Raw genomic sequence first — 21612 nt, forward strand, 5'->3', positions numbered from 1 at the left:
CACCTCATTTTTATTCTTGTTGTTTTGACTCGGTTACCGTATGAAAGGCTTCCTTCGTTTCTTGAACAATTTCTTTTACTTGCGGCGTTGCTGATTGTAGGTCTTTTACTTTCTGTGCCACATAAGAAATGTCCTCTGATACAGTTTCATACGTTTCCCTTAGATCATCTACTTTTGCTTTAATGGTTGTGTATGTACCTCTTGGGTCTTTCACTGCGGCCATCACCTTGCCTGCGCCTGCTTTTGTTTGCTCTCTTGTATGCTTATCTAAAAGAGATACAGCTGCCCCTACAAGTGCTCCAATAATAATCCCTTGTCCTAGCTTATTCTTTCCCATCTACCTTCACTCCTAGTTTTTTATTTATGGATCTCGTCGGAAAAATGTTCATGAATGATTTCTGTTAATAAATTTGTACAGCCCTTTGTTACTAATTCGTATACTTCATCAAAATTTCCTGTAAAGTATGGATCGGGAACGTCTTCAATTTCTGATTCGGGGACAAAATCCAAAAGACGACCAATATAGCCTGTCTTATTGAATCCTGCCATTCTGTGGAGGTTACCAATGTTTTGCGCATCCATCCCGATAATATAGTCAAATTCAGTTAAATCTTCTTTTTGTACTTGGCGGGCTTTTAAGCCGTCAAAGCTAATTTGTTTTTTTGTTAACATTCGTTGTGTACCTTCGTGAGGAGGAGTTCCAATATGCCAATCTCCTGTTCCGGCTGAATCGATGCTAATTTTATCTTCGAGTCCTTTTTCACGAACTAGGTGACGAAATACGGCTTCAGCCATTGGGGATCTACAAATGTTGCCTAGGCAAACAAATAAGACTTTTACCATAAAGTTTCTCTCCTTTTTGGCGTTCTATAAATATAGAACGGGGGTTATTTACTTTTAACATGTAGCGATTTTTCAAAAACATCTTTACTGAAAACAGGTTTTCTTTATGAACAACATTATATACAATCATTTGAAAAAGGGAAAATAACAGGTGGTTAAAAGAAAGGTGATTAAAAAAATCGGACGTGTTACAATAAGAAAAACTGTTCCGTGGAAGGATGAAAAATTTGGACTTAACACAAAAATCGAGTGAAAATGTTGAATATATGGTAGAGGCAATCAAAGAAAAGCTTCGCATTCTAAATTTTGGTGCTGTTAAAGCTTCGCATTTTGATGAAGAAATGTATGAAGATCTTAAGTATCTTTACGATATGGTAATGCGTAAAACATCTTTCAGTCCAAGTGAAATGCAAGCAATTGCTGAAGAGTTAGGATCACTTCGTAAACAAACACAATGATAAAAGAACCGTTACTTCTGTTGTGATTAGCAGAGTAGCGGTTTTTATTTTGGCTTCTTTTCTAAAAGGATGATCTACATATGGTTGCTCTCACATCAAAAACTCTTACTCGTTCGGATCTCCGCTTCAGATTGCTTCGCTTTCCTCGGGGCGAGCGCTGAGCTTCCTCGTCGTTTCTCTCCTGCGGGATCTCAGCTGACTCACTAGTCCCGTAGGAGTCTCGCATCTTCCGTTCCTATCCTCTTGTGTGGAGATTAGGGACTTATTTATTGGGCTTTTCTTCTAAAGGACTTATACACATGTAGTTCACCTCAGATCAAAAATTATTACTCGTTCGGATTTCCGCTTCAGATTGCTTCGCTTTCCTCGGGGCGAGCGCTGAGCTTCCTCGTCGTTTCTCTCCTGCGGGATCTCAGCTGGCTCACTAGTCCCGTAGGAGTCTTCGCATCTTCCGCTCCTATCCTCTTGTGTGAAGAGTAGGGACTTATATACTTGCCTTACTTTCTAAAGGAATAATCCACATATGGTTCATCTCACATCAAAAAAGCTTACTCGTTCGGATCTCCGCTTCAGATTGCTTCGCTTTCCTCGGGGCGAGCGCTGAGCTTCCTCGTCGTTTCTCTCCTGCGGGATCTCAGCTGACTCGCTAGTCCCGTAGGAGTCTTCGCATCTTTCGCTCCTATCCTCTTGTGTGAAGAGTAGGGACTTATTTATTGGGCTTTTTTTCTAAAGGAATAATCAACGTATGGTTAGACAAGCTTCTCGTCGTGATTAACCAAGGTGCTGTAGTGTTCTTTTTCTCGGCTCATTTTTTTCTGTCCATTCGCTCCTTTTAGCTGATTAGGAATGAAGTTGGTGATCTGTTTGAATAGTAACACTCGACTTGGTATGAATAGCGCTTACTTTTTACATATACTAAATAAAAGCTGAACTACGTATTGACGAGTGAAAAAAAGGTGCGTACAATGGAGCGAAATACCTATCAAATATTTTTCTCGTATAATCTTGGAAATATGGTCCAAGAGTTTCTACCAAACTGCCGTAAATAGTTGGACTACGAGGAGAGAACTGGTATGTTTTCTTTCCATTTCTCCTCTTTTTAGTCCTCTCTTTTATGTAAAAATGAAGGGAGCAATTACAATGAATAAACACTTCTTACAACAACAGCTCGCAGCAGCTGATCACCGAATAAAAGCCGATCTCGTAATTAAAAATGCAAAAATTATTGATGTTTTTACTTTAAGCATCTTATCTGGTGACGTCGCGATACATGACGGAAAGTTCGTCGGTATTGGGGAATATCAGGGGATAAACGAAATTGATGCGAATGGCCGCTATGTAAGTCCTTCCTTTATCGACAGCCACGTTCATATTGAATCATCTATGCTTATTCCAAGTGAGTTTGCAAAAGTTGTGGTGCCACATGGTGTAACAACTGTCATTACGGATCCTCATGAAATTGCGAATGTTTCTGGAACAGCTGGCATTGAGTTTATGATTCAAAACTCCAAAGACCTTCCTTTAGAAGTATTAGTAGGCCTTCCATCTAGCGTTCCGTCCACGCCTTTTGAAAATGCTGGGGCCGTTCTTAACGCTGAACACTTAGAACCATTTTTAGCTGAAAAAAGTGTGATCGGTTTAGCAGAAGTAATGGATTATCCATCTGTGCAAAAAGGAGCAGACTCCATGCTTGATAAGCTATTAATGGCGAAAAAACATCATGCCATTATGGACGGGCACGGTGCCGGTCTTGATGCACACGGTGTAAACATTTACGCCACAGCCGGTATCAAAACAGACCATGAATGTGTCAATGCGCAGGAAGCGATGGATCGGTTGCAGCGCGGCATGTACGTTTCCATTCGCCAAGGTTCTGTAGCAAAAGACTTGCTTAATTTGCTTCCAGTCGTGAATGAACGCACAGCTCGTCGTTGTTTGTTTTGCACGGACGATAAGCATCTTGATGATTTACTAACTGAAGGATCAGTTGATTATAACGTTCGTTTAGCTATTGAACATGGCTTAGATCCGCTTCTTTCCATTCAGTTAGCTTCTTTAAATGTGGCAGAATGCTATCAATTACAAGGGCGTGGTGCGATAGCCCCTGGTTATGAGGCAGATTTTTTATTACTTGATGACCTAGAAACCATCTCTATTCATCAAGTATATAAGTCAGGAGAACTTGTAGCCGAAAAAGGTGTACTTACATCGTTAAACGATCAACCTGTATTAGAAAATCCAGTATTGACTGATACGGTACATGTGAAAAATCTTACATTAGATGATCTTCGCCTTCCTGTGAAAGGGAATCGAGCTCACATCATTGGAGTAATTCCAAATAGCCTCGTCACGAATCATTTAGTAGAAAACATTCAAACAAAAAACGGTTACTTTCAGCCATCTCTCGTGGATGATCAATTGAAAATGCTTGTAGTCGAGCGTCATCACGAAACAGGTAATATCGGAAAAGGAATTGTGAAAGGTTTTCGTTTAAAAGAGGGAGCAATCGCTACAACAATTGCTCATGATTCCCATAACATCGTTGCGGTAGGAACGAATGACGAAGATCTGCTATGTGCTATTCAAGCAATCGAGAAGATGAAAGGCGGCGTAGTCATTGTAAAAAATCAAGAAGTGTTAAGTGGATTACCCCTTCCAATTAGCGGTTTAATGTCGGACCTTCCATTCCAAGATGTTTTGGTCAACTTGAATAAGCTTCATGATGCACTTCATGAATTAGAAATCGCCGATCATTTCAATCCACTTCTGACACTATCTTTTCTAAGCTTACCGGTCATTCCACACCTCAAGCTCACTGATATGGGACTGTTTGATTTTAATCAATTCAAACATATTAAAATTGATGAAGATCTTGTGTAAACGTCTTTGCACACAAGAGGACCTAACGAATTGTTAGGTCCTCTTCTCTATCTTATACGGTTGTTTTTTGTTGAACTTTCTTCGCTTTCCGACGTCTCTTAGCATAAGAAAAAGCTTCTTTTGCTAAAATAGGCAGTACAGCTTTTGCAATTCGTTTTACCACTCGGGATCTACTCAAAGCTCTTCACACTCCTAAAATCATGTAGTTAACTATACTATACCCGTTTCTTTGTAGAAAAAAACGACTTGTTCCCTGGGGTTGCTTTATATAAACAGACGTACTGGTGGATGCGAAAAACCCCTCTGTTTCCAGAGGGGCTCTTGTTCGTTATCTCCTATTATTTAGAGATAAATTCTTGTGTCCAGTAGTTTCCATCTTGTACATATCCAACACCAATGTGAGTAAAGTTAGGATTCATAATGTTTTTACGATGACCTTCACTGTTCATCCAGCTGTTCATTACTTCATCTGGAGAAGTTTGACCTTGGGCGATGTTTTCACCTGCTGATGAATAATCTACACCAAATTTCTTCATCATATCAAATGGTGAACCGTATTTTGGTGATTGATGATCAAAGTAGTTGTTGTCTTTCATGTCCTGTGACTTCGCTTTTGCAACTTCACTTAGCTTTGAATCGATTTGTAAAGGTTTTAATCCAGCTTTTTCACGTTCTTGGTTCACTAGCTCTACAACCTTCTTCTCTGATTCACTTACAGATCCTTGTGCTTGATCAGTGTTGCTTTTTTGATCGCTTGCTTGTGATTGAGACTGATCAGATGAACCGCTTTGTGGTGCTTGTGCTTTTTCTTGTGGTTCTGCCTGTGCTTGGCCTTGAGCATTAGGCTGTGGCTCAGCTTGTGCTTGTCCCTGAGCTGTTTGTTCACCTTGTTGTGGTACTTGAATATTATATTTCTTTAAAAGCTCTTGTACGTTTGCATTTTGTGGTGCTTGTGCTTGAACGTTTTGAGCTTGATTGTCGTTTTGTTGAGGTACGTTACAGTTAGAAGCAGCACTTGCTGGTCCTTGTAGTGATAAAAATCCTAGTGACAGTACTCCCGCAGCTGTTGCAATACGAAATGTTTTCTTCATAGTAAAACATTACCTCCTTGAATTTTGTAAACCTATAGGATTAGTCGGATAAAAGATTGGAAATGGACACTCAAAATTGATTTATATAGTAAATGTGTCCTACACATTTCCAAATGTGTAAGGGCAATTGAGTTTCGTTTTCCGACTGCACCTCCATCCTTTCATATTTCTATCAACCTCACAACCTGTAATTCTTTCCAACACTTTTTCGGTCATGGTGTTCTGTAGAAACGAGAAAAGTTGAGGTGTGCGTTGGCTCCTTGCCAACTACAACCACATTGTTACATGAATCTGATATTATATCAACCTTAATACCATGGCAATTTTAGCTATAATTTAGCTTATTTTAGTTTCATATATTTACCACGTGCAGAACGCTTGATTTTATAGGGTTTTTGAGTCCTCTTTGATCATGCAATTTTTCTCGAAATAGAGTCTTCCATTTTTTTCTCCACTAAAAAACCTCTTGAACGATATCAAAATCGTCCAAGAGGTTTTCGAGCATGTATTATTTTAAAACATTTAGGGATTCACGAATGAATGCCGGAATGTCATCTGGTGTACGACTAGTTACTAGCTGGTTTCCACATACAACTACTTCTTTATCGTGGAAGTTCGCACCTGCGTTTGTTAGATCTACTTGAATGGATTTAAATCCTGTTACGTCGCGACCTTTTAATGCTTCTGCAGTAATTAATAACTGTGGACCGTGACAAATGGCCATAACCGGCTTTTTGTCGTCCATGAATGCCTTCGTGAACTTAACGAAGCGATCGTCCGCACGAAGAATGTCGGGAGAAAATCCTCCTGGTAACAATAAAGCGTCAAATTGAGAAGGGTCTACGCTGTCGATACTCTCATCAACCTTAACAGATGCTTCTCCTTGTTTTCCCTTTACTGATTTTCCTTTTTCCATTTCGATAACCGTTAGTTGATGTCCTGCTTCTTGTAAGCCTTTTGCTGGCTCTGTGTATTCAGAGTCCTCAAAGTGATCTGTAAGTAGTACGGCAATTTTTTTACTCATTTCAAAAAACACTCCTTATCTCTGATTTGAATGAATGATCTCATCTGTAAGTAAAGTACCCTTCCGTACGTATACTAAACCTTGGAATATGCAGCTGCATCAAAGCTGAAATTCTTTTGCCAGCAATTCATATGATTTAATTTTCGCATCCATGTCGTGCATTAATGACACCATCATAAACTCATCTGCACCATAAAGTTCCTGAAGTCTCGTTACTGTCTCTTTTACTTTTTGCGGTGTCCCGACAATAATACGCTGACGGTTTTCACGAATACGAGACCAATCGTAAGCAGAATAAGGATAGTTTTTCGCTGTTTCCACGCTTGGAATTCCTTCTGTTCTCATTCCTTTTTCGATTGATAAAATGGAAAGATCGATGCTACTAGCAAGTTCCTCTGCTTCTTCTTGTGTTTCAGCACACACGACAAAAATGGAGACAATCACATTCGGCTTCTCGTTAAAAGCGGATGGCTTGAAGTTATTACGATAAAAGCGAACCGCTGCCGGTCCATCGTACCCGTTAATGAAGTGCGCAAATGTAAATGACAAACCTTTCTCAGCCGCTAGCTGGGCGCTTGATCCACTTGAACCTAGCATCCATAGTTCTGGTGCATGTGAAAGAATTGGTGTTGCGCTCAACCCTTCATATGGATGATTTTCAGGTAATTGATCATGTAGGTAACTCAATAAATCATCAATTTGTTCCGGATAACGACGAATATCCTTTGGATTTCCATCCTGAAGCGCACGCGTTGCATTTGGCATACCTCCAGGGGCGCGCCCAATACCTAAATCGATTCGTCCAGGTGCTAACGCCTCTAATATTCGGAAATTCTCTGCTACCTTATAGGAACTATAATGGGGCAGCATTACGCCGCCTGAGCCCACTCTAATTTTTTCTGTGCTGGCTGCTAAATAAGAAATTAAGACTTCCGGCGATGAACCTGCAAGGCTTCTCGTATCATGATGCTCTGAAACCCAAAAGCGTGAGTAACCCATTTTCTCTGCTTCTTGGGCTAATCGAACGGTATTTTTCAACGCCATCTCTGGCGTACTTCCTGCTGATACTGGAGATTGGTCGAGTATACTTAATTTAGTCAATGCGTCTCTCTCCTTTGTTAAGTCATCTATATAATGAATAGCGTATTTTTTTCTTTGGTCTCATTATTATCCTGCTGTAAAAAATGAATGTCGAATAATTTGCTTCTCAAACAAAATAAAGAAGAGCAACATATCGTTACTCTTCCCTGTACTTACAAATCATATTGTTGAAATACCGTATTTGTTTGGAGCGGATATACCTCACGCTTGGCGATCGTATTCAGAATCATTTGATTACGCTGTACAGACAATCCTAAATTTGTAGCAGACGAACCGTGTGAATGCTCTAAATTCATCAGCGTAAAAAGATGATGCTTTCGGTTGTCTTCAAATTCGATATGATAATTACGCGCTACTTTGAAACGCTTATCATCTTCCCAAATAATTATTTCACGGTAACGTTCTAGCCATTTCGGCATATTAGGCTTATACCCCGTCGCTAAAATGACCTTATCTGTTTCATGATGAAATGTCTCTCCTAGCCCTTCTTGATGACAGGATAGCGTATACCCCTTTCCTTCTTTAGAGGGATGAATTTCATTGACTTCTACAGACGGTTGAATGCGCACGTACCGATCTTTTCCGTCTACCGAACGGTGATAAAGCGTATCATAAATTCGATTTAGTAATCCGCCTTCTGTTCCGTGTCGCAACCGATCGATCGTTGATAATGCTTCTGTTCTTTTCTCAAAAGGAAGACTATGGAAATACCTAACATAATCAGGCGAGAATGCTTCCCTTGCAAGCTTTGATTGCTCCATTTGGTAAAAATGTGGAGTGCGCGTAAACCATGTTAGCTTGTATCCATAGTAATCACGGTCTTGAAGAAGGTCGTAAAATACTTCTGCGGCACTCTGTCCTGATCCAATAACTGTTATGGATCGTGCGTCATGCTTAATGCTTTTTTCATTCGGTACATAACCGCTTGTATGAATGACATCCTTTTTAGGTGCCCCTTCAAACCCGGATGGAACAAGTGGTGTATTACCTGTTCCAATCACCACATGCTTCGCATAATACGCGTCTTTATCGCCTGTTCTTACGTCTTCTATCATAACTTCATAATGATCCTCATGATCGATTACATCAATGACTCGCTTTCCGAAACGGCATGACGATAGCTGGTTCGCTACCCATTTTGCATATTGATTGTATTCTCTTCTCGGAATATCCATTCGACTGAAAAAATAAAACTGATAAAGTCGATTGTGTTTATGTACATAATTTAAAAACGTATACGGACTCGTCGGGTCGGCAAACGTTACTAGATCAACAAGAAATGGATCCTGTAGGTCAGTGCCTTCTATTAACATTCCAGGATGCCACTCAAATTCAGTGTTTTGTTCAAAAAAGAGGGCTTTTATATCATCGACTGGTTCGGAGAGTGCTGCGAGTCCTAAGTTATACGGACCGATTCCAATCCCAATAACGTCGTACAGTTCCATACCTTTTTCACTTCCTTCGTCATACTTATCCTTAACTATACCCCGCTTCACCTTAAAACAACCTTCCTGCAAAAAAAGAGCTCCCTTTTAAAAAAGAGCGCTCGTTTATGATTTGACCCATGCATTTTTTGAATAGCCACGTTCTTCCCAATAACCAACGTGCTCCTCTTCAATCAGCTCAATTCGATTCAACCATTTCACTGATTTGTACGCATACATCCTCGGTGTAATTAATCGAACAGGACCACCGTTATCTTGAGAAATAAGCTTACCGTCAATAAGCGTGGCCACCATAATATCCTGAGCCATTGCTTGCTTCAAAGTCAACGTGTCTGTATACACTCCGTCTGCTGAATAAAACTTAACGTATTTTGCTTTCGATTTAACACCAGCCTCTTGCAAAATTTTTCTAAGCGGAATGCCTTCCCATGTGACGCTATAAACGCTCCAACCAGTAATACAATGAAAGTCGCTAACCTGCACGTCACGCTTTAATGATACAAATTGTTCCCAGTTGTATCGTTTTTTATTTTGAACCAGCCCATCAATCGTAAAGCTAAAATTTTGATTTGTAATGGTCGGTACCTCTGTTACCGTGTAATAACGAAACTCTCCTTTTTTTCCGCCTCCAATAGGTGGCGATGATTTTACGTTTGGAGTAGGTTTTGGAACAAGCTTATTTTTTGATGCCGTTTCTGCTACTTGACCACCCATTGATGGAAAAAACGGTTTGATCCACCGAAAAATAAATGGTGAAAAAATGAGTACAATGATCCCACCACTTGCTACACGTAAAAAGGATCGTCTCGTATAAATGGGGTTCTTCTCGTTGATCTCCATTGGTTCGGAGACAATCGTACTTTTACTTGCTGCTCTTTCAGCCTTTTTAAACCATCTGCTTCGTGTAATGCTATGATAGATCGTATACGGAACCCCAAACCAAGTCGCTGCGTCATGAATGAATAAAGCGACTGTGCTAACTTGAGGTGAAAACTGTCGATGATAGGTTAACAAGAGACCCGACCCAATCAATGCTGATAATACCGTAAGAATGAGGTATAAATTTATGCGCTGATTCTGCTTCTTTTTTAACCCCTTCAAATGTCTTGCCATTTTCGGTAGATAATATAAAAGAGGTAATATGCTCACAATCCCAATCCAAACGTGAATGTCTCTTACGTATACGCGAACAGACGGCAGTGCTGTGCGGAACGTTCCAGAAAACAATATAAAACCGGAAATACTTAAAATAAGAAAGAACAGTGCATTCGCATGATGCAAACGAACTAAACGCCTCCTAAACGGAAGCCCTCTTTTAAAAAAGACCCTCCAATCCATCCTGATCCCTCCTTAGCTCAAAATCATACGTGCCTTCACTTATTTGCGCAATTTTTAATAGTCGTTTCTCCTATTAAAACGTAAGAAAGTCGAAAAAGGATCAGTCCATAAAAAAACCGTTTGCTTTTGTAGCAAACGGCTTTTTTATTAAGCGAGCCCGACGGATGGACCAAAGACTTCGTAATGAATGTATTCTTTTGTGACTCCCATGTCCACTAAATAACCGTAGAGCACTTTCATAAATGCAACAGGTCCGCAAAGATAAATATGAGAGTTAGTTGACGTGAGCTTCTCCTGAAGCCAGTCTTTTGTAATATACCCTTTTAGTTGACACGCTCCTGACGCTTTTTCCTCATCTGTAGCCTGTTCGTAGCACGCCATGTAGCGGAGATTAAGCTGCTTCAGCTCGTTTGCTAAGAGCTGATGGGAACGATCTTTTACAGCTTGAATAAACGTAACATTTTCATTCTCTTCGACAGCTTTTTTTGCCATGCTTACTAAAGGCGTAACTCCCACGCCACCACTGATGAAAACGACCGGATTTTCTGTCGTTTCATACACAAACTCTCCTGCTGGTGCGCTTACTTCTAAAACCTCTCCTTCAGCAAAATGATGAAGAGTTGACGAAACCGTTCCGGACTCGCCTTCTTTATTTGTTTCTTGTTTCACCGTAATGCGGAAATACTCTTCATTTGGTGCATCACTTAAGGAGTACTGACGAATATGCAAATGCTCAAATTGTTTCACTCTCACGCTAATATATTGGCCAGGTAAGAAGCTTGGAAGTGATTCACGATCCACAGGTTTTAAATAGAAAGAGAGGACCCCATCACTTTCCTGAACTTTACGGTCAATGAAGAAATTCTTATATCCTTCCCAGCCACCTGCCTGTTTTTCCGCCGATTCGTACATTTCTTTTTCTGTATCAATAAAGACTTGCGCTAGTACCCCATATGTCTCTGCCCAAGCATTCATAATTTCTGGCGTTGCTGCTTCGCCTAAAACATCTTTAATTGCTTTTAGCAAATACTCTCCGACGATTGGATACTGCTCAGGCTTTACACCAATGCTTCGGTGCTTGTGGGCCACCTGCTTTACGACCGGTATAATTTTGTCCAATTGATCAATATTTGCCGCAGCAGCGTAGACAGCTTTTGCTAAAGCTGTTTGCTGACGCTCATTTTTTTGATTGCTGTGATTAAATACGTTTAATAATTCAGGATGATCTTGGAACATTAACGAATAGAATCTTGTCGTAATGTCTTTCCCTTTTTGTTCTAATACTGGAACGGTGCTTTTGATAATTTGAATGGTTTCATTACTTAACATGATCGTCACCCTTTTAAAGATGTATTTTAAATATATCTTTATGATATACTTCAAGAAGATGAAAAGATATATATTTAATACATCTTTAAAGAAATTGTCACATGTTTGATATCAGACAATCTTCCTTACATTTTCTTGTGAACATGCTATGATACATATATCTATCTTAAAAGAAGGGGTTTGTCGAATGAGGCTTACTCAATACACTGATTACTCGCTTCGTGTTCTCTTGTATCTAGGATTGCAGGAGGACAAAAAGCTTTCTAATATTAAAGATATCGCAGATGCATATGCTATTTCCAAAAATCACTTGATGAAGGTTACACACGAGCTAGGCAAGGCTGATCTGATTGAAACCGTCCGCGGTAGAAACGGGGGCATTCGCCTTGCGAAATCCCCAAAAGAGATCAATGTTGGTGATGTAGTGCTTAAAATGGAGGAGGACTTTCATCTTGTGGAGTGTTTCAACTGTGCCACCAATTCTTGTGTCATTACACCTACCTGTGATCTACGACACGTATTACAAGAGGCGTATCTTGCTTTTTTGGGCGTATTAAAAAAATATACGTTGGACGATTTGCTGCAACGGGAGCATCCTATGCGCTCATTGTTGCACCTAGACGAAAAAAAGGAGTAGCTCTATGCTACTCCTTTTCATACAAAACTCTTTTTCCCGCCGGTTACCGGAATGACAGCACCTGTAATAAAGTCGGATTTTTCGTCGCATAGAAAACGAACCACTCTCGAAATATCCTCTCCACTACCTACACGTCCGATTGGCGTATCATCTGCATCATTTGTCTGCGTTGTCTGCTCAATCGTTGCTTCCTTCCAAGGATGAACGATATCTCCGGGGCACACCATATTCACCGTAATGCCATGCTTAGCTTCTTCTAATGATAGTGTTTTCGTTAAACTGACGAGACCTACTTTAGACGCAGCGTAAGCGGATCGATGAACCCAAGCTGGTGCCGAGTCCGCATCACTAAATCCAAAATTGATGATTCGTCCCCACTTATTCTCTCTCATCAACGGAACTAGCAGCTTCACTAAATAAAACACAGAGCTCATATTTCCGTTAAGCATGCTGTCCCATTCTTCTAGGCTATAATCGACCAAGTCCTTGTAATCAAATACAAAAGGTCCGGCATTGTTCACCAATATATCAATCTTTCCATGTATTTGAAGCGCCTCATTTACAATGCGCTCAACATCCTCAAATTTAGAGATATCCCCCTGAAGACACGTTGCCTTAACATGATACGTCTCTTCTACTTCCCTTTTTAAGCTGAGGGCTTTTTCTTTACTTTGGCGATAATTGACAATGACATCATACCCTTCCTTTGCAAGGTCAATAATCATTCTTTTTCCTAACCCGGTTGCACTACCGGTCACCAAAGCTACACGGTTACTCATACTACTCCTCCCTTACTAATCGTCTTCTATGTATGAACGTTTTACACACTTGCATTCCCTTTTTAAGCTTTCCCTACACATTCCTCATTTACTTTTTGATTCCCTTTAATATTAGCGAAAAATCAGGAAAAAATATATTTTTAATCGTTCATAGAGAAGAAAATTTTTTTAGGTTTGTCCCGAAATCTCTTGTTGGACTCTCTGATCTCATTTGTTTATAGTAAAAGAGAAATATAAAAAGGGGGAAATAAAATGTCAACTTTACAACCTTGGTTTGAAAAAGGATTGACCGATTTTACCTATCTACATAACATGACCGTTCATCAAGAAAACTTATTAAAGGTGTATAACTCAGTGTCAGTAAGCGACGAAGAAAAAACTACCCTTCGTACACTTCAACATAAAAAAATAAAAGCTATTGTCCTAACTGCTGACTGGTGTGGAGACGCAATGGTAAACGTACCGATTTTCTTACGCCTTGCACAAGAAGCACTAATTGAAACACGCTTTTTAATTCGTGATGAAAACCTTGAATTAATGGATCAATACTTAACAAACGGTACAGCGCGTTCCATTCCGATTTTTATCTTTATCGATGAAGACGGAAACGAAATCGGGAAATGGGGCCCTCGCTCACCAAAGGCTCAGGAGGTAGCTGACTCGTTAAAAGCAAATCTTCCTGAAAAGGACTCGCCTGAATTTGAAGCAGCGTTCAAAGAGTTTGCGACGAAGATTTCTGCGACTTTTACAACTGATAAAGCTTTATGGGAAGATATTAAGAAAGATATGCTAAAAGCCCTTCTATAAGTTAAAAGAGGCACCGTGTAGGCGCCTCTTTTTCTTATTCCTTCGTAACTAGTTTTAACGGTACTGGAATTTTCTTTTCTACTTTCTTTCCTTGTACAACGTCTTTTGCTGCTTTCACTGCAAGCTGACCAATCAATTCCGGCTGTTGAGCAACGGTTGCTGCTAATTTACCTTCTTTAACCGCTTTGATCGCATCGTCATTTCCATCAAATCCGACCACAATTACATCCTTACCAGAACTATTGATTGCTTGAATTGCTCCTAGTGCCATTTCATCATTGTGAGCAAACACAGCTTTAATATCTGGCTTACCTTGAATGATATTTTCCATGACGTTTAGCCCTTTTGTACGATCAAAGTCCGCAGACTGCTTTGCCGTTACGTCTAGTTTGTTGTCCGCTACATTGTGGAATCCTTTCCCACGTTCACGAGTAGCAGAAGCTCCAGGTACCCCCTCTAATTCCGCTACCTGCGCTTTTTCACCTACCATCTTCACAATATAATCAGCAGCCATTTGACCACCTTTCACATTATCAGATGCTACGAGTGCCGCAACTTCTCCTTTTTCAGCTGAGCGGTCTAATGTCACAACCGGTACGCCAACGTTGTTTGCTGACTGAACCGCTGTTGAAATCGCCGCAGAGTCAGTTGGGTTAATTAAAAGTGCATCTACTCCTTGCTGTAGTAAATCTTCTACGTCATTAATTTGTTTTGCTGTATCATTTTGTGCATCAACCGTGATGACTTTGATTCCTTTTTTCTTCGCTTCCTTGATTACACCATCTTTTAACGATACAAAGAACGGATTGTTTAATGTTGAAACAGATAATCCGATTTTCATGTCTTTTACATCGGTCTTTTTAGAAGGCTTTGCCCATTGTGGTGGCTCCATGGAGCATGCTCCTAAAAGGAGAAGTGACAAGGACAGTACCAAGACTAGAATTTTTTTCATCTTCTGTCTCCTCCTACGCTGCTTTTTTACGGTCAATAACAACCGCAATCAAAATAACAATACCTTTGACAACCATTTGATAGAACGATGAAACACCTAACAAGTTCAGTCCATTATTTAACGTTCCAATGATTAAAGCACCAATTAGCGTTCCAACAATTCGACCGCGTCCACCTGATAAGCTTGTCCCTCCAAGAACAACCGCTGCGATTGCATCCAACTCATACGATGTACCAGCAGTTGGCTGTGCAGAATTTAGTCGTGATGTTAAAATTCCACCTGCAAGCGCTGAAAGCAATCCTGCTAATGAATAAATCATCACTTTTACTTTTGGTACTTTAATTCCTGAAATAAGTGCTGCTTTTTCATTTCCACCGATGGCATATGTTTTACGTCCAAACGGCGTTTTGTGTAAAATCACCCATAGGATCACAAAAGCGATAATCATTGTGATAGCTGGTACAGGAATTCCTAAGAAATAACCTCGTCCGAATAACTGGAATAAGCGGTTCTCACCAAGACCTGTGATTGGATTTCCGTTCGTGTATACAAGCGTTAATCCGCGGAAAATAGTCATTGTCGCAAGCGTTGCGATAAATGGTGCCATTTTCCCTTTTGTAATTAGTAATCCGTTCACCATTCCCATGACTGCACCTAACACACAGCCTACTAAAAGAGCGAGAATTGGATCTAATCCAGATACGATCATACCTGCCGTTAATGCGCTAGAAAGAGCCAGTATCGAACCAACTGATAAATCGATTCCGCCTGTTAAAATAACAAACGTCATTCCATACGCGATCAGTGCGTTGATGGCTACTTGGCGAAGCAAGTTTAAAATATTAAGTGGTGCGAGAAAGCTCGGATTTAATACAGAAACGATTACAATTAGAATAAAAAGGCCAAGAAGCGGTCCGAGTTTCTGCATAATGTTTTCAACATGATTTTTTTTACCTATGGTTTCAGTCATCGCCGTCATGTTATTGTCCCCCCGTTGCATACGTCATAATTTTTTCTTGGTTGGCTTCCGCTCGAGATAGCTCACCGGTTAATTTCCCTTCGTGAATGACCAAGATACGATCACTCATTCCTAATACTTCCGGTAACTCGGATGAAACCATAATAATGGCAACCCCACGCTCCGTCAGTTCGTTCATTAATTGATAAATTTCGCGCTTCGCTCCCACGTCTACGCCGCGTGTTGGCTCATCCAAAATAAGCACTTTAGGTCCAATTCCAACCCATTTTGCGATTACAATCTTTTGCTGATTTCCTCCAGACAGATTTCCTGCGCTCGTTTCAGCCGACTGTGTTTTGATCAGTAAGCGCTTAATCAATAACTCAACGAAATCATTTTCACTTTTTTGATCGATGATTCCTTTCGGTGCAAAACTAAACAAATTTGGAAGAACCATATTTTCACGAATTGAAAAATCAAGTATTAATCCCTCATCTTTTCGGTTCTCTGTGATAAATCCAATCCCAAGTTTTACAGCCTGATGAGGGTGCTTAATCGTCGCCTTTTGACCATTAATAAAAATTTCTCCTCCGTCTAACGAATCTAGACCGAAGATCGTTCTCATAATCTCTGTTCGTCCTGCTCCCATTAAACCAGAAACGCCGACAATTTCTCCTGAGCGAACAGAAAAGCTAATATTGTTAAAGGTTTCTTTTTTCGTTAATCCCTTTACCTCTAGCACTACTTCACTTGGGGTTGACGTCCGTTCTGGGAAACGATCAGTTAATTCACGACCGACCATTTTCTTTACGACATCATCAAAACTTGTTTCTGGAATGTGTTTTGTATCAATTGTTTTACCATCCCTCATAACCGTTATTCGGTCACAAATCGTAAAGATTTCCTCCATACGATGAGAAATGTAGACAATTGATACGTCTTCTTTTTTCAATGAGCGAATTACTTCGAACAACTTTTCGATTTCACGCTCTGTTAATGCGGCCGTAGGCTCATCCATAATGATGACCTTTGCATTAGTCATAAGCGCCTTCGCAATTTCAATCATTTGCTGTTGCCCTACTGAGCATTCTCCCGCTTCTTTTTCAAGGGGAATGGAAACTGCTAATCGTTCGAACTGCTTCCTTGCTAACGCTTTCATTTCCTTTGTTTTTAAAAAGCCGAATGAGGACTTTAACTCTTTCCCGATGAAGAGGTTTTCAAGAACCGTCATGTCTGGCCATACGTTTAGCTCCTGATGAATGAATGCTACGCCATTCTCCTCTGCTTCTTTTGGATTTTGGAAGTAGCGCTCTTGTCCATCAATTACAATCGTACCTTGATCATGCTTATGAAGTCCGGTCAGGATATTCATAAGCGTTGATTTACCTGCACCGTTCTCGCCCATCAACGCATGAACTTCTCCTGTTTTTAATTCAAAGTCTACGCCTTCAAGGACTTTATTTTTCCCAAATGCCTTATAGATGTTATCCATCTTGATATGCATAATCTGTTCACCCCTTTTAGAAGATTACTCCTGCCTGTAAAATACAGTTTGCATATGGCGTAACTTCTCCTGTGCGAATAACCGCTTTTGCGTTTTTCGTTAGTTCTTTAAACTCTTCATGTGACACGTACTCAATATTCTGAAAGCCCTTGGCCATGTATTTACACGTTGATTTGTTATTCTTCTTAATTTCCTCAGCGACAATTGCTTTTTCTACGACCATATCCTCTACAAGTGCATCTACAACATCCGTGAACCTCGGAACACCGAGCGTAAGTGCCAAATCAATTTTTTGGACGCCGTCTGGAATGGGCAGACCTGCATCTGCCACGACAATCCAGTCCGTGTGTCCAAAATCAGCCAGTACTTTTGAGATATGACTATTTAAAATCCCCTGTTTCTTCATACTCAAAGACTCCCTTCTACGTCACCGCGCATTGGCATTCCGCCCTGTGCACCAAATTTTGTTACCGATAATGACGCTGCTCGATTAGCAAAACGAAGGCTTTCTTCAAATGATTTCTTCTCCGCTAGCGCTACCGCAAAAGCAGCGTTAAATGTATCGCCTGCACCTGTCGTATCGACGGCTTCTACTTCATAGGAAGGAACAAGAACTTCCTTTTCCCCATTAAAATAGCGGACCCCGCTTTTTCCTTCCGTAATGAAGACCTTATTCGGATATTGACGAAGCGCTTCTGCCGGGCTTACACCGTTAAACAAGACATCAGCTTCGTGCTCATTAGGCGTAATATATGTTGCCTGGTCAATAACCTTTTGGTTAAGCTTTCGTGCTGGTGCTGGATTAAGAAGAAGTGGGATGTGATGATCATGGCAATACTGACTCACATATTCAACCGTTTCTTCTGGAATTTCTTGTTGAATCAAGACGATATCTGCTTCTTTTAATACGTGTGCGGCTTCTTCAACATAAGAAGGCGTGATATGATCATTGGCACCTTTTACAACCACGATGCTGTTATCACCTTCTGCTAAAATGATATGAGCCGTTCCGCTTTTTTCATCGGTAACCGGTTTCACATTATTTACAAGAACACGATTCTCCGTAAAGTTATTTAAAATGATTTCTCCGTAGTGATCGTCTCCTACACAGCCAATCATGTGTACCTCTGCACCAAGTCTTGCGGCTGCAACTGCTTGATTTGCTCCTTTTCCGCCTGGAACGGTTTCAAAACGATCCCCAAGCACTGTTTCACCAGCACCTGGTCGTTTTTCAGACGTAACGACTAAATCCATTGATGAACTTCCTACTACTGCAATTTTCGCCATGTTAATCAACCTTTCTCGTTGTTTCTCGTTCTATAAAGGTAACGGGTAGCTGAATATTCCGTTCATCTACCTGCTCTTTTTTAATTAGTTTAATAAGTAAATTTGCTGCTTCTTTTCCCATATCATAAGCCGGCTGTCTAATCGTTGAGAGCGGCGGGAACAGCAGCTTACTTTGAGGAATATCATCAAATCCGATAATTTGCAGATCATCAGGAATTTTCTTTCCTCTTCGAAGCGCCTCGTGCAATACGGCTGTAGCTACAATATCGTTACTCGCTATCACGCCATCTGTTTCAGGATAAAGGTGAAACAATTCGTTTGCCCATTTCTGAGCATCTGCAAAGGCAAAGGAATTCGTTTGCACGACTTGAACATCCACATTCTCGCTTTGAAGAACCTGCATGGCACCTTGAAAGCGGTCCTGAGCTGGTCGAAGCGATGGTGGTCCTTGAATGATCGCGATCTTTCTACTTCCTCGTGCAATCATTTCTGTTGCAGCTAAGCAACCCCCTTGGACACCGTCCGCATACACCGAGAGATGTTTGTCCGACACCCGATCAAGAAATACGACAGGAATATGTAAGTCACCATAGTTTTTTTGAATCGGATTGTTCGTTGCTGAGATAATGCCTACAATATTATTTTTTGAAAATGTATGAATGTAATCTAACTCTTTTTGTTCGTTCTCATCGCTGTTTCCTAGAATGACGCGAAAGCCCTGCTGATGAACTTCATCTTCAACTCCCCTTGCCAATTCCGGAAAGAAAGGATTTGTAATATCCGGCAATAACAGACCAATGAGGCGAGATTCACGTTTATAGAGAGAGCGTGCAACTTCATTTGGACTATAATTTAGTTCCTTAATAGCTTTTGCAACGCGTTTTCTCGTATCTTGATGGACATACCCTGTATCATTTAACACGCGTGAAACTGTTGCAACTGATACACCGGCAGCTTTTGCTACATCTCTTATTGTTGCCAATTTTCTCCCCTCCTGTTATGTAACCGTTTACACAATAAAGAATAGCACCATTCTATTAATCTGGCAACTATCTTTGCTCATTATTTTTATATGGTAAAATAAACCACGTAATATTCGAATCAAAAAAGGAGGAAAAAATCATGAGGATTAGTACGAAGTTAGGCATTTTTTTTACTAGCATTGCTGCTTTTTTATACGCCACTAAGCACATAACTGCCGCCATAATGGTCATCAACGTGAACACAGCCGCAACCAACTACTACGATGGTGCCTACGAGTCAATTGGAATCGGTATTACGATATGGACTGTTCTTTCCTTCATCCTAGCATGTGGATTTTTCATTCACAGTCTATGGACTTTATCACAGAAAAATAGCACGAAAAATTCGCCAACTAATTTATCTTCCTAACGAAAAGCGGTGAGAACTCTCTCACCGCCCAACATAACGAAACGGATAAATATATGTCTGAACCTTATCGGCATAGTGAAGCGTCCATTCATCAGAGTTAGCGGGTCGTCCGTAAGGAGTTGAAAGTGTATCTTGATAAATTTCACACTCTGCCTTTTGAAGGGGCCAGTGATCGTGAAAAATATCTCCGCGATACACTTTTCCTTTTTTGACAATGTACAAGCAGTAGCGCTCCGTCAAAAAATAAGCGAGTTCTCCCCTTTGACTTGCTTGAGGAGGGCCTATTGGCTTGTAGCGAATGGTTAATGCCGCATGCCGCACGTTACGATGGGTTCGCGTAGAAGATAAGGAAATCTCCTCTCCGTGCACATGACCTTTCATCGTGGCACGGTAGTAAGGCAAGTTAAAAATGTTTCGTGCCACAGATACTGCTAGAGGGTGATTGGCGTCCAAGCTGAAGAAATAAACGCCAGGCTTCCCTTTGTAGGTTACGTACGTGCGGACGTTTAATTCCCACAGCCTCGATGCATGTGGAACAGAAGGTAGACCTCGAAAGCGAATATGATCCATTTCAAATGGAACAATCGCAATCCATGCTTTTCCGTCGAAAGTGTCCACCTCTAGTTGAGAAGGCAGGAATGGTTTGATAAATTCCGGTGTAACAGCCCAATGTAGAAATAAAAGCTTATTCCACGTCTGCTTCATAATCCATCCCTTTTTCTCCATATGATCACCTCATTACGCTTTATTTAGTACCGCATTACCAACCGCTATTCCAGATAAGAAAGCAGATTCTACTCTCGTTCTTCCTGCTGAATCGTCTTCACGTAAAAATGCATCTCCTGCAACATAAAGAGAGTCTTGATTTATAAATGGACTATTAAGCGTTGTCTTCGCTTCCGCATAGCGCCACCTTTTTAATTGTTTCACCTCAATGTCGTCTTTATGAATATAAGTCGATGCTTTTTCCAAAATAAGCTGTAGAACCGTATCATCGTTCTCTTCATAATGCTTCTTAGACCAGGTTCCTTCCATGTAGATGCTAACGGTAGGAAGAGAAGAAATTCCTTTCGCTTGATGATCAACCATTCGCTCCATCCCGTCCGGCAAATATTCATCAAGATGGCCTGAATCTGATAGGTTAATCGGTTCATGAAGCTTCAATATAGCAACGAAGCACGGGTTAAATGTAATATCCTGAAGCTTTGGAACCAGATCATTTCCTTCTCTGCTTTCTTTCAAGATGTCTATGATTTGCGGAGCGGGTGGCGTAAAAATGACATTCTTTGCTTGAGCAATTTCTCCTTGTTCCCCATATAAAAGCCAACCATCCGTCTCTTTTGAGATTTTAACGATACGGGTATTGAGCTTCATTTCCACATCTTTTGCTAGATATTTAATAAGACCGTTCATACCGTTTGTCCCGCAGTATCGCTTATATGGATTGCCAAACCACTCTTTGACCTGTCCGTTCACTACCCACTGATCAACGTAGCGCTGAAAGTCCTCTGTACGAACCGTAAAAAATTGAGCACCATGATCAACTTTCCCTTGTTCAATTCTTCTAGTCGCCATTCGTCCCCCAACACTTTTCCCCTTATCAATGAGCAAGACATCTTTTCCTGCTTTTTGTAACACGGACGCAGCCATGACACCAGCCATTCCAGCACCTACAATCGCTACATCTACCTTCATGCAACAGCCCCCCCTATTTTCGTTCATTTTGTTGATATTATTATAACGATTCTATCTATTGATTGTCGTGTTCTAGTGGGTTACTCTTTCAC

General features: G+C 40.6%; 24 protein-coding genes and 1 riboswitch. Of the genes, 5 read left to right on the forward strand and 19 right to left on the reverse strand.

What is annotated here, in order from left to right:
• Positions 1-10 precede the first annotated feature (10 nt).
• Both AMD01_RS19200 and AMD01_RS19205 read right to left on the reverse strand, forming a co-directional pair.
• The gene (locus AMD01_RS19200) at positions 11-337 is read right to left on the reverse strand and encodes a YtxH domain-containing protein (RefSeq protein WP_053403065.1); all 327 of its coding nucleotides are present in this window, start codon (positions 335-337) and stop codon (positions 11-13) included.
• A 20-nt stretch (positions 338-357) separates the two neighbouring features.
• The gene (locus AMD01_RS19205) at positions 358-843 is read right to left on the reverse strand and encodes a low molecular weight protein-tyrosine-phosphatase (RefSeq protein ID WP_053403066.1); all 486 of its coding nucleotides are present in this window, start codon (positions 841-843) and stop codon (positions 358-360) included.
• A 227-nt stretch (positions 844-1070) separates the two neighbouring features.
• On the opposite strand from AMD01_RS19205, the gene AMD01_RS19210 reads away from it, so the two are divergent.
• A complete protein-coding gene (locus AMD01_RS19210) occupies positions 1071-1301 on the forward strand; it encodes a DUF1128 domain-containing protein (protein ID WP_053403067.1) in 231 nt (76 codons plus the stop codon).
• 749 nt (positions 1302-2050) lie between these two features.
• Here the strand turns inward: AMD01_RS19210 and AMD01_RS24975 are convergent.
• Entirely contained in the window at positions 2051-2179 is a 129-nt protein-coding gene (locus AMD01_RS24975; RefSeq protein WP_281176903.1) for a hypothetical protein, read from the reverse strand.
• A gap of 97 nt (positions 2180-2276) precedes the next feature.
• Positions 2277-2378: riboswitch (purine riboswitch) on the forward strand.
• Between the two features lie 57 nt (positions 2379-2435).
• Between AMD01_RS24975 and ade the strand changes: the two genes are divergently transcribed.
• The gene (gene ade, locus AMD01_RS19215; protein WP_083446643.1) at positions 2436-4181 is read left to right on the forward strand and encodes an adenine deaminase; all 1746 of its coding nucleotides are present in this window, start codon (positions 2436-2438) and stop codon (positions 4179-4181) included.
• A 52-nt stretch (positions 4182-4233) separates the two neighbouring features.
• Here ade and AMD01_RS24980 read toward each other — a convergent pair whose 3' ends face one another.
• The 7 genes from AMD01_RS24980 to hmpA form a co-directional block, all read right to left on the reverse strand.
• Positions 4234-4359, reverse strand: coding sequence for a hypothetical protein (locus tag AMD01_RS24980; protein ID WP_277933935.1), 126 nt, complete (start codon positions 4357-4359; stop codon positions 4234-4236).
• 160 nt (positions 4360-4519) lie between these two features.
• Positions 4520-5272, reverse strand: coding sequence for a CAP domain-containing protein (locus AMD01_RS19220; protein ID WP_053403069.1), 753 nt, complete (start codon positions 5270-5272; stop codon positions 4520-4522).
• Between the two features lie 508 nt (positions 5273-5780).
• Positions 5781-6296, reverse strand: a complete 516-nt coding sequence (locus tag AMD01_RS19225) for a type 1 glutamine amidotransferase domain-containing protein (RefSeq protein WP_053403070.1) — start codon at positions 6294-6296, stop codon at positions 5781-5783.
• Positions 6297-6395: 99 nt separating this feature from the next.
• Entirely contained in the window at positions 6396-7397 is a 1002-nt protein-coding gene (locus tag AMD01_RS19230) for an LLM class flavin-dependent oxidoreductase (protein WP_053403071.1), read from the reverse strand.
• 152 nt (positions 7398-7549) lie between these two features.
• A complete protein-coding gene (locus tag AMD01_RS19235) occupies positions 7550-8842 on the reverse strand; it encodes a lysine N(6)-hydroxylase/L-ornithine N(5)-oxygenase family protein (RefSeq protein WP_053403236.1) in 1293 nt (430 codons plus the stop codon).
• Positions 8843-8947: 105 nt separating this feature from the next.
• Positions 8948-10180 (reverse strand): molybdopterin-dependent oxidoreductase, encoded by a 1233-nt coding sequence (locus AMD01_RS19240; protein ID WP_053403072.1) that lies wholly within the window; start codon positions 10178-10180, stop codon positions 8948-8950.
• Positions 10181-10327: 147 nt separating this feature from the next.
• Positions 10328-11509, reverse strand: a complete 1182-nt coding sequence (gene hmpA, locus AMD01_RS19245) for an NO-inducible flavohemoprotein (protein ID WP_053403073.1) — start codon at positions 11507-11509, stop codon at positions 10328-10330.
• Between the two features lie 187 nt (positions 11510-11696).
• Between hmpA and AMD01_RS19250 the strand changes: the two genes are divergently transcribed.
• On the forward strand, positions 11697-12146 hold the full coding sequence (locus AMD01_RS19250; RefSeq protein WP_053403074.1) for an RrF2 family transcriptional regulator: 450 nt from the start codon (positions 11697-11699) through the stop codon (positions 12144-12146).
• 17 nt (positions 12147-12163) lie between these two features.
• Here the strand turns inward: AMD01_RS19250 and AMD01_RS19255 are convergent, their stop codons facing one another.
• The gene (locus AMD01_RS19255) at positions 12164-12925 is read right to left on the reverse strand and encodes an SDR family oxidoreductase (protein ID WP_053403075.1); all 762 of its coding nucleotides are present in this window, start codon (positions 12923-12925) and stop codon (positions 12164-12166) included.
• Between the two features lie 252 nt (positions 12926-13177).
• On the opposite strand from AMD01_RS19255, the gene AMD01_RS19260 reads away from it, so the two are divergent.
• Entirely contained in the window at positions 13178-13732 is a 555-nt protein-coding gene (locus tag AMD01_RS19260; RefSeq protein ID WP_053403076.1) for a thioredoxin family protein, read from the forward strand.
• Between the two features lie 34 nt (positions 13733-13766).
• Here AMD01_RS19260 and rbsB read toward each other — a convergent pair whose 3' ends face one another.
• Genes rbsB through AMD01_RS19290 form a run of 6 tightly spaced genes read right to left on the reverse strand, consistent with a single transcriptional unit; the run spans position 13767 to position 19415 of the window.
• On the reverse strand, positions 13767-14684 hold the full coding sequence (gene rbsB / locus AMD01_RS19265) for a ribose ABC transporter substrate-binding protein RbsB (RefSeq protein ID WP_053403077.1): 918 nt from the start codon (positions 14682-14684) through the stop codon (positions 13767-13769).
• Between the two features lie 13 nt (positions 14685-14697).
• On the reverse strand, positions 14698-15663 hold the full coding sequence (gene rbsC / locus AMD01_RS19270) for a ribose ABC transporter permease RbsC (protein ID WP_157052795.1): 966 nt from the start codon (positions 15661-15663) through the stop codon (positions 14698-14700).
• Position 15664: 1 nt separating this feature from the next.
• On the reverse strand, positions 15665-17146 hold the full coding sequence (locus tag AMD01_RS19275; RefSeq protein WP_053403078.1) for a sugar ABC transporter ATP-binding protein: 1482 nt from the start codon (positions 17144-17146) through the stop codon (positions 15665-15667).
• Positions 17147-17162: 16 nt separating this feature from the next.
• Positions 17163-17552 (reverse strand): D-ribose pyranase, encoded by a 390-nt coding sequence (gene rbsD, locus AMD01_RS19280; RefSeq protein WP_053403079.1) that lies wholly within the window; start codon positions 17550-17552, stop codon positions 17163-17165.
• A gap of 2 nt (positions 17553-17554) precedes the next feature.
• The gene (rbsK, locus tag AMD01_RS19285; RefSeq protein ID WP_053403080.1) at positions 17555-18433 is read right to left on the reverse strand and encodes a ribokinase; all 879 of its coding nucleotides are present in this window, start codon (positions 18431-18433) and stop codon (positions 17555-17557) included.
• A 1-nt stretch (position 18434) separates the two neighbouring features.
• Positions 18435-19415: a LacI family DNA-binding transcriptional regulator gene (locus AMD01_RS19290; RefSeq protein ID WP_053403081.1), complete on the reverse strand. Its 981-nt coding sequence runs from the start codon at positions 19413-19415 to the stop codon at positions 18435-18437.
• 140 nt (positions 19416-19555) lie between these two features.
• On the opposite strand from AMD01_RS19290, the gene AMD01_RS19295 reads away from it, so the two are divergent.
• Positions 19556-19825: a hypothetical protein gene (locus tag AMD01_RS19295; RefSeq protein WP_053403082.1), complete on the forward strand. Its 270-nt coding sequence runs from the start codon at positions 19556-19558 to the stop codon at positions 19823-19825.
• Between the two features lie 21 nt (positions 19826-19846).
• On the opposite strand, the gene AMD01_RS19300 is transcribed toward AMD01_RS19295, so the two are convergent.
• Both AMD01_RS19300 and AMD01_RS19305 read right to left on the reverse strand, forming a co-directional pair.
• Positions 19847-20551: a YqjF family protein gene (locus tag AMD01_RS19300; RefSeq protein ID WP_053403083.1), complete on the reverse strand. Its 705-nt coding sequence runs from the start codon at positions 20549-20551 to the stop codon at positions 19847-19849.
• Between the two features lie 12 nt (positions 20552-20563).
• A complete protein-coding gene (locus AMD01_RS19305; RefSeq protein ID WP_053403084.1) occupies positions 20564-21520 on the reverse strand; it encodes an NAD(P)/FAD-dependent oxidoreductase in 957 nt (318 codons plus the stop codon).
• Positions 21521-21612 lie beyond the last annotated feature (92 nt).

This window comes from Priestia koreensis (genome assembly GCF_001274935.1).
Classification (GTDB): Bacteria; Bacillota; Bacilli; order Bacillales; family Bacillaceae_H; genus Bacillus_AG; species Bacillus_AG koreensis.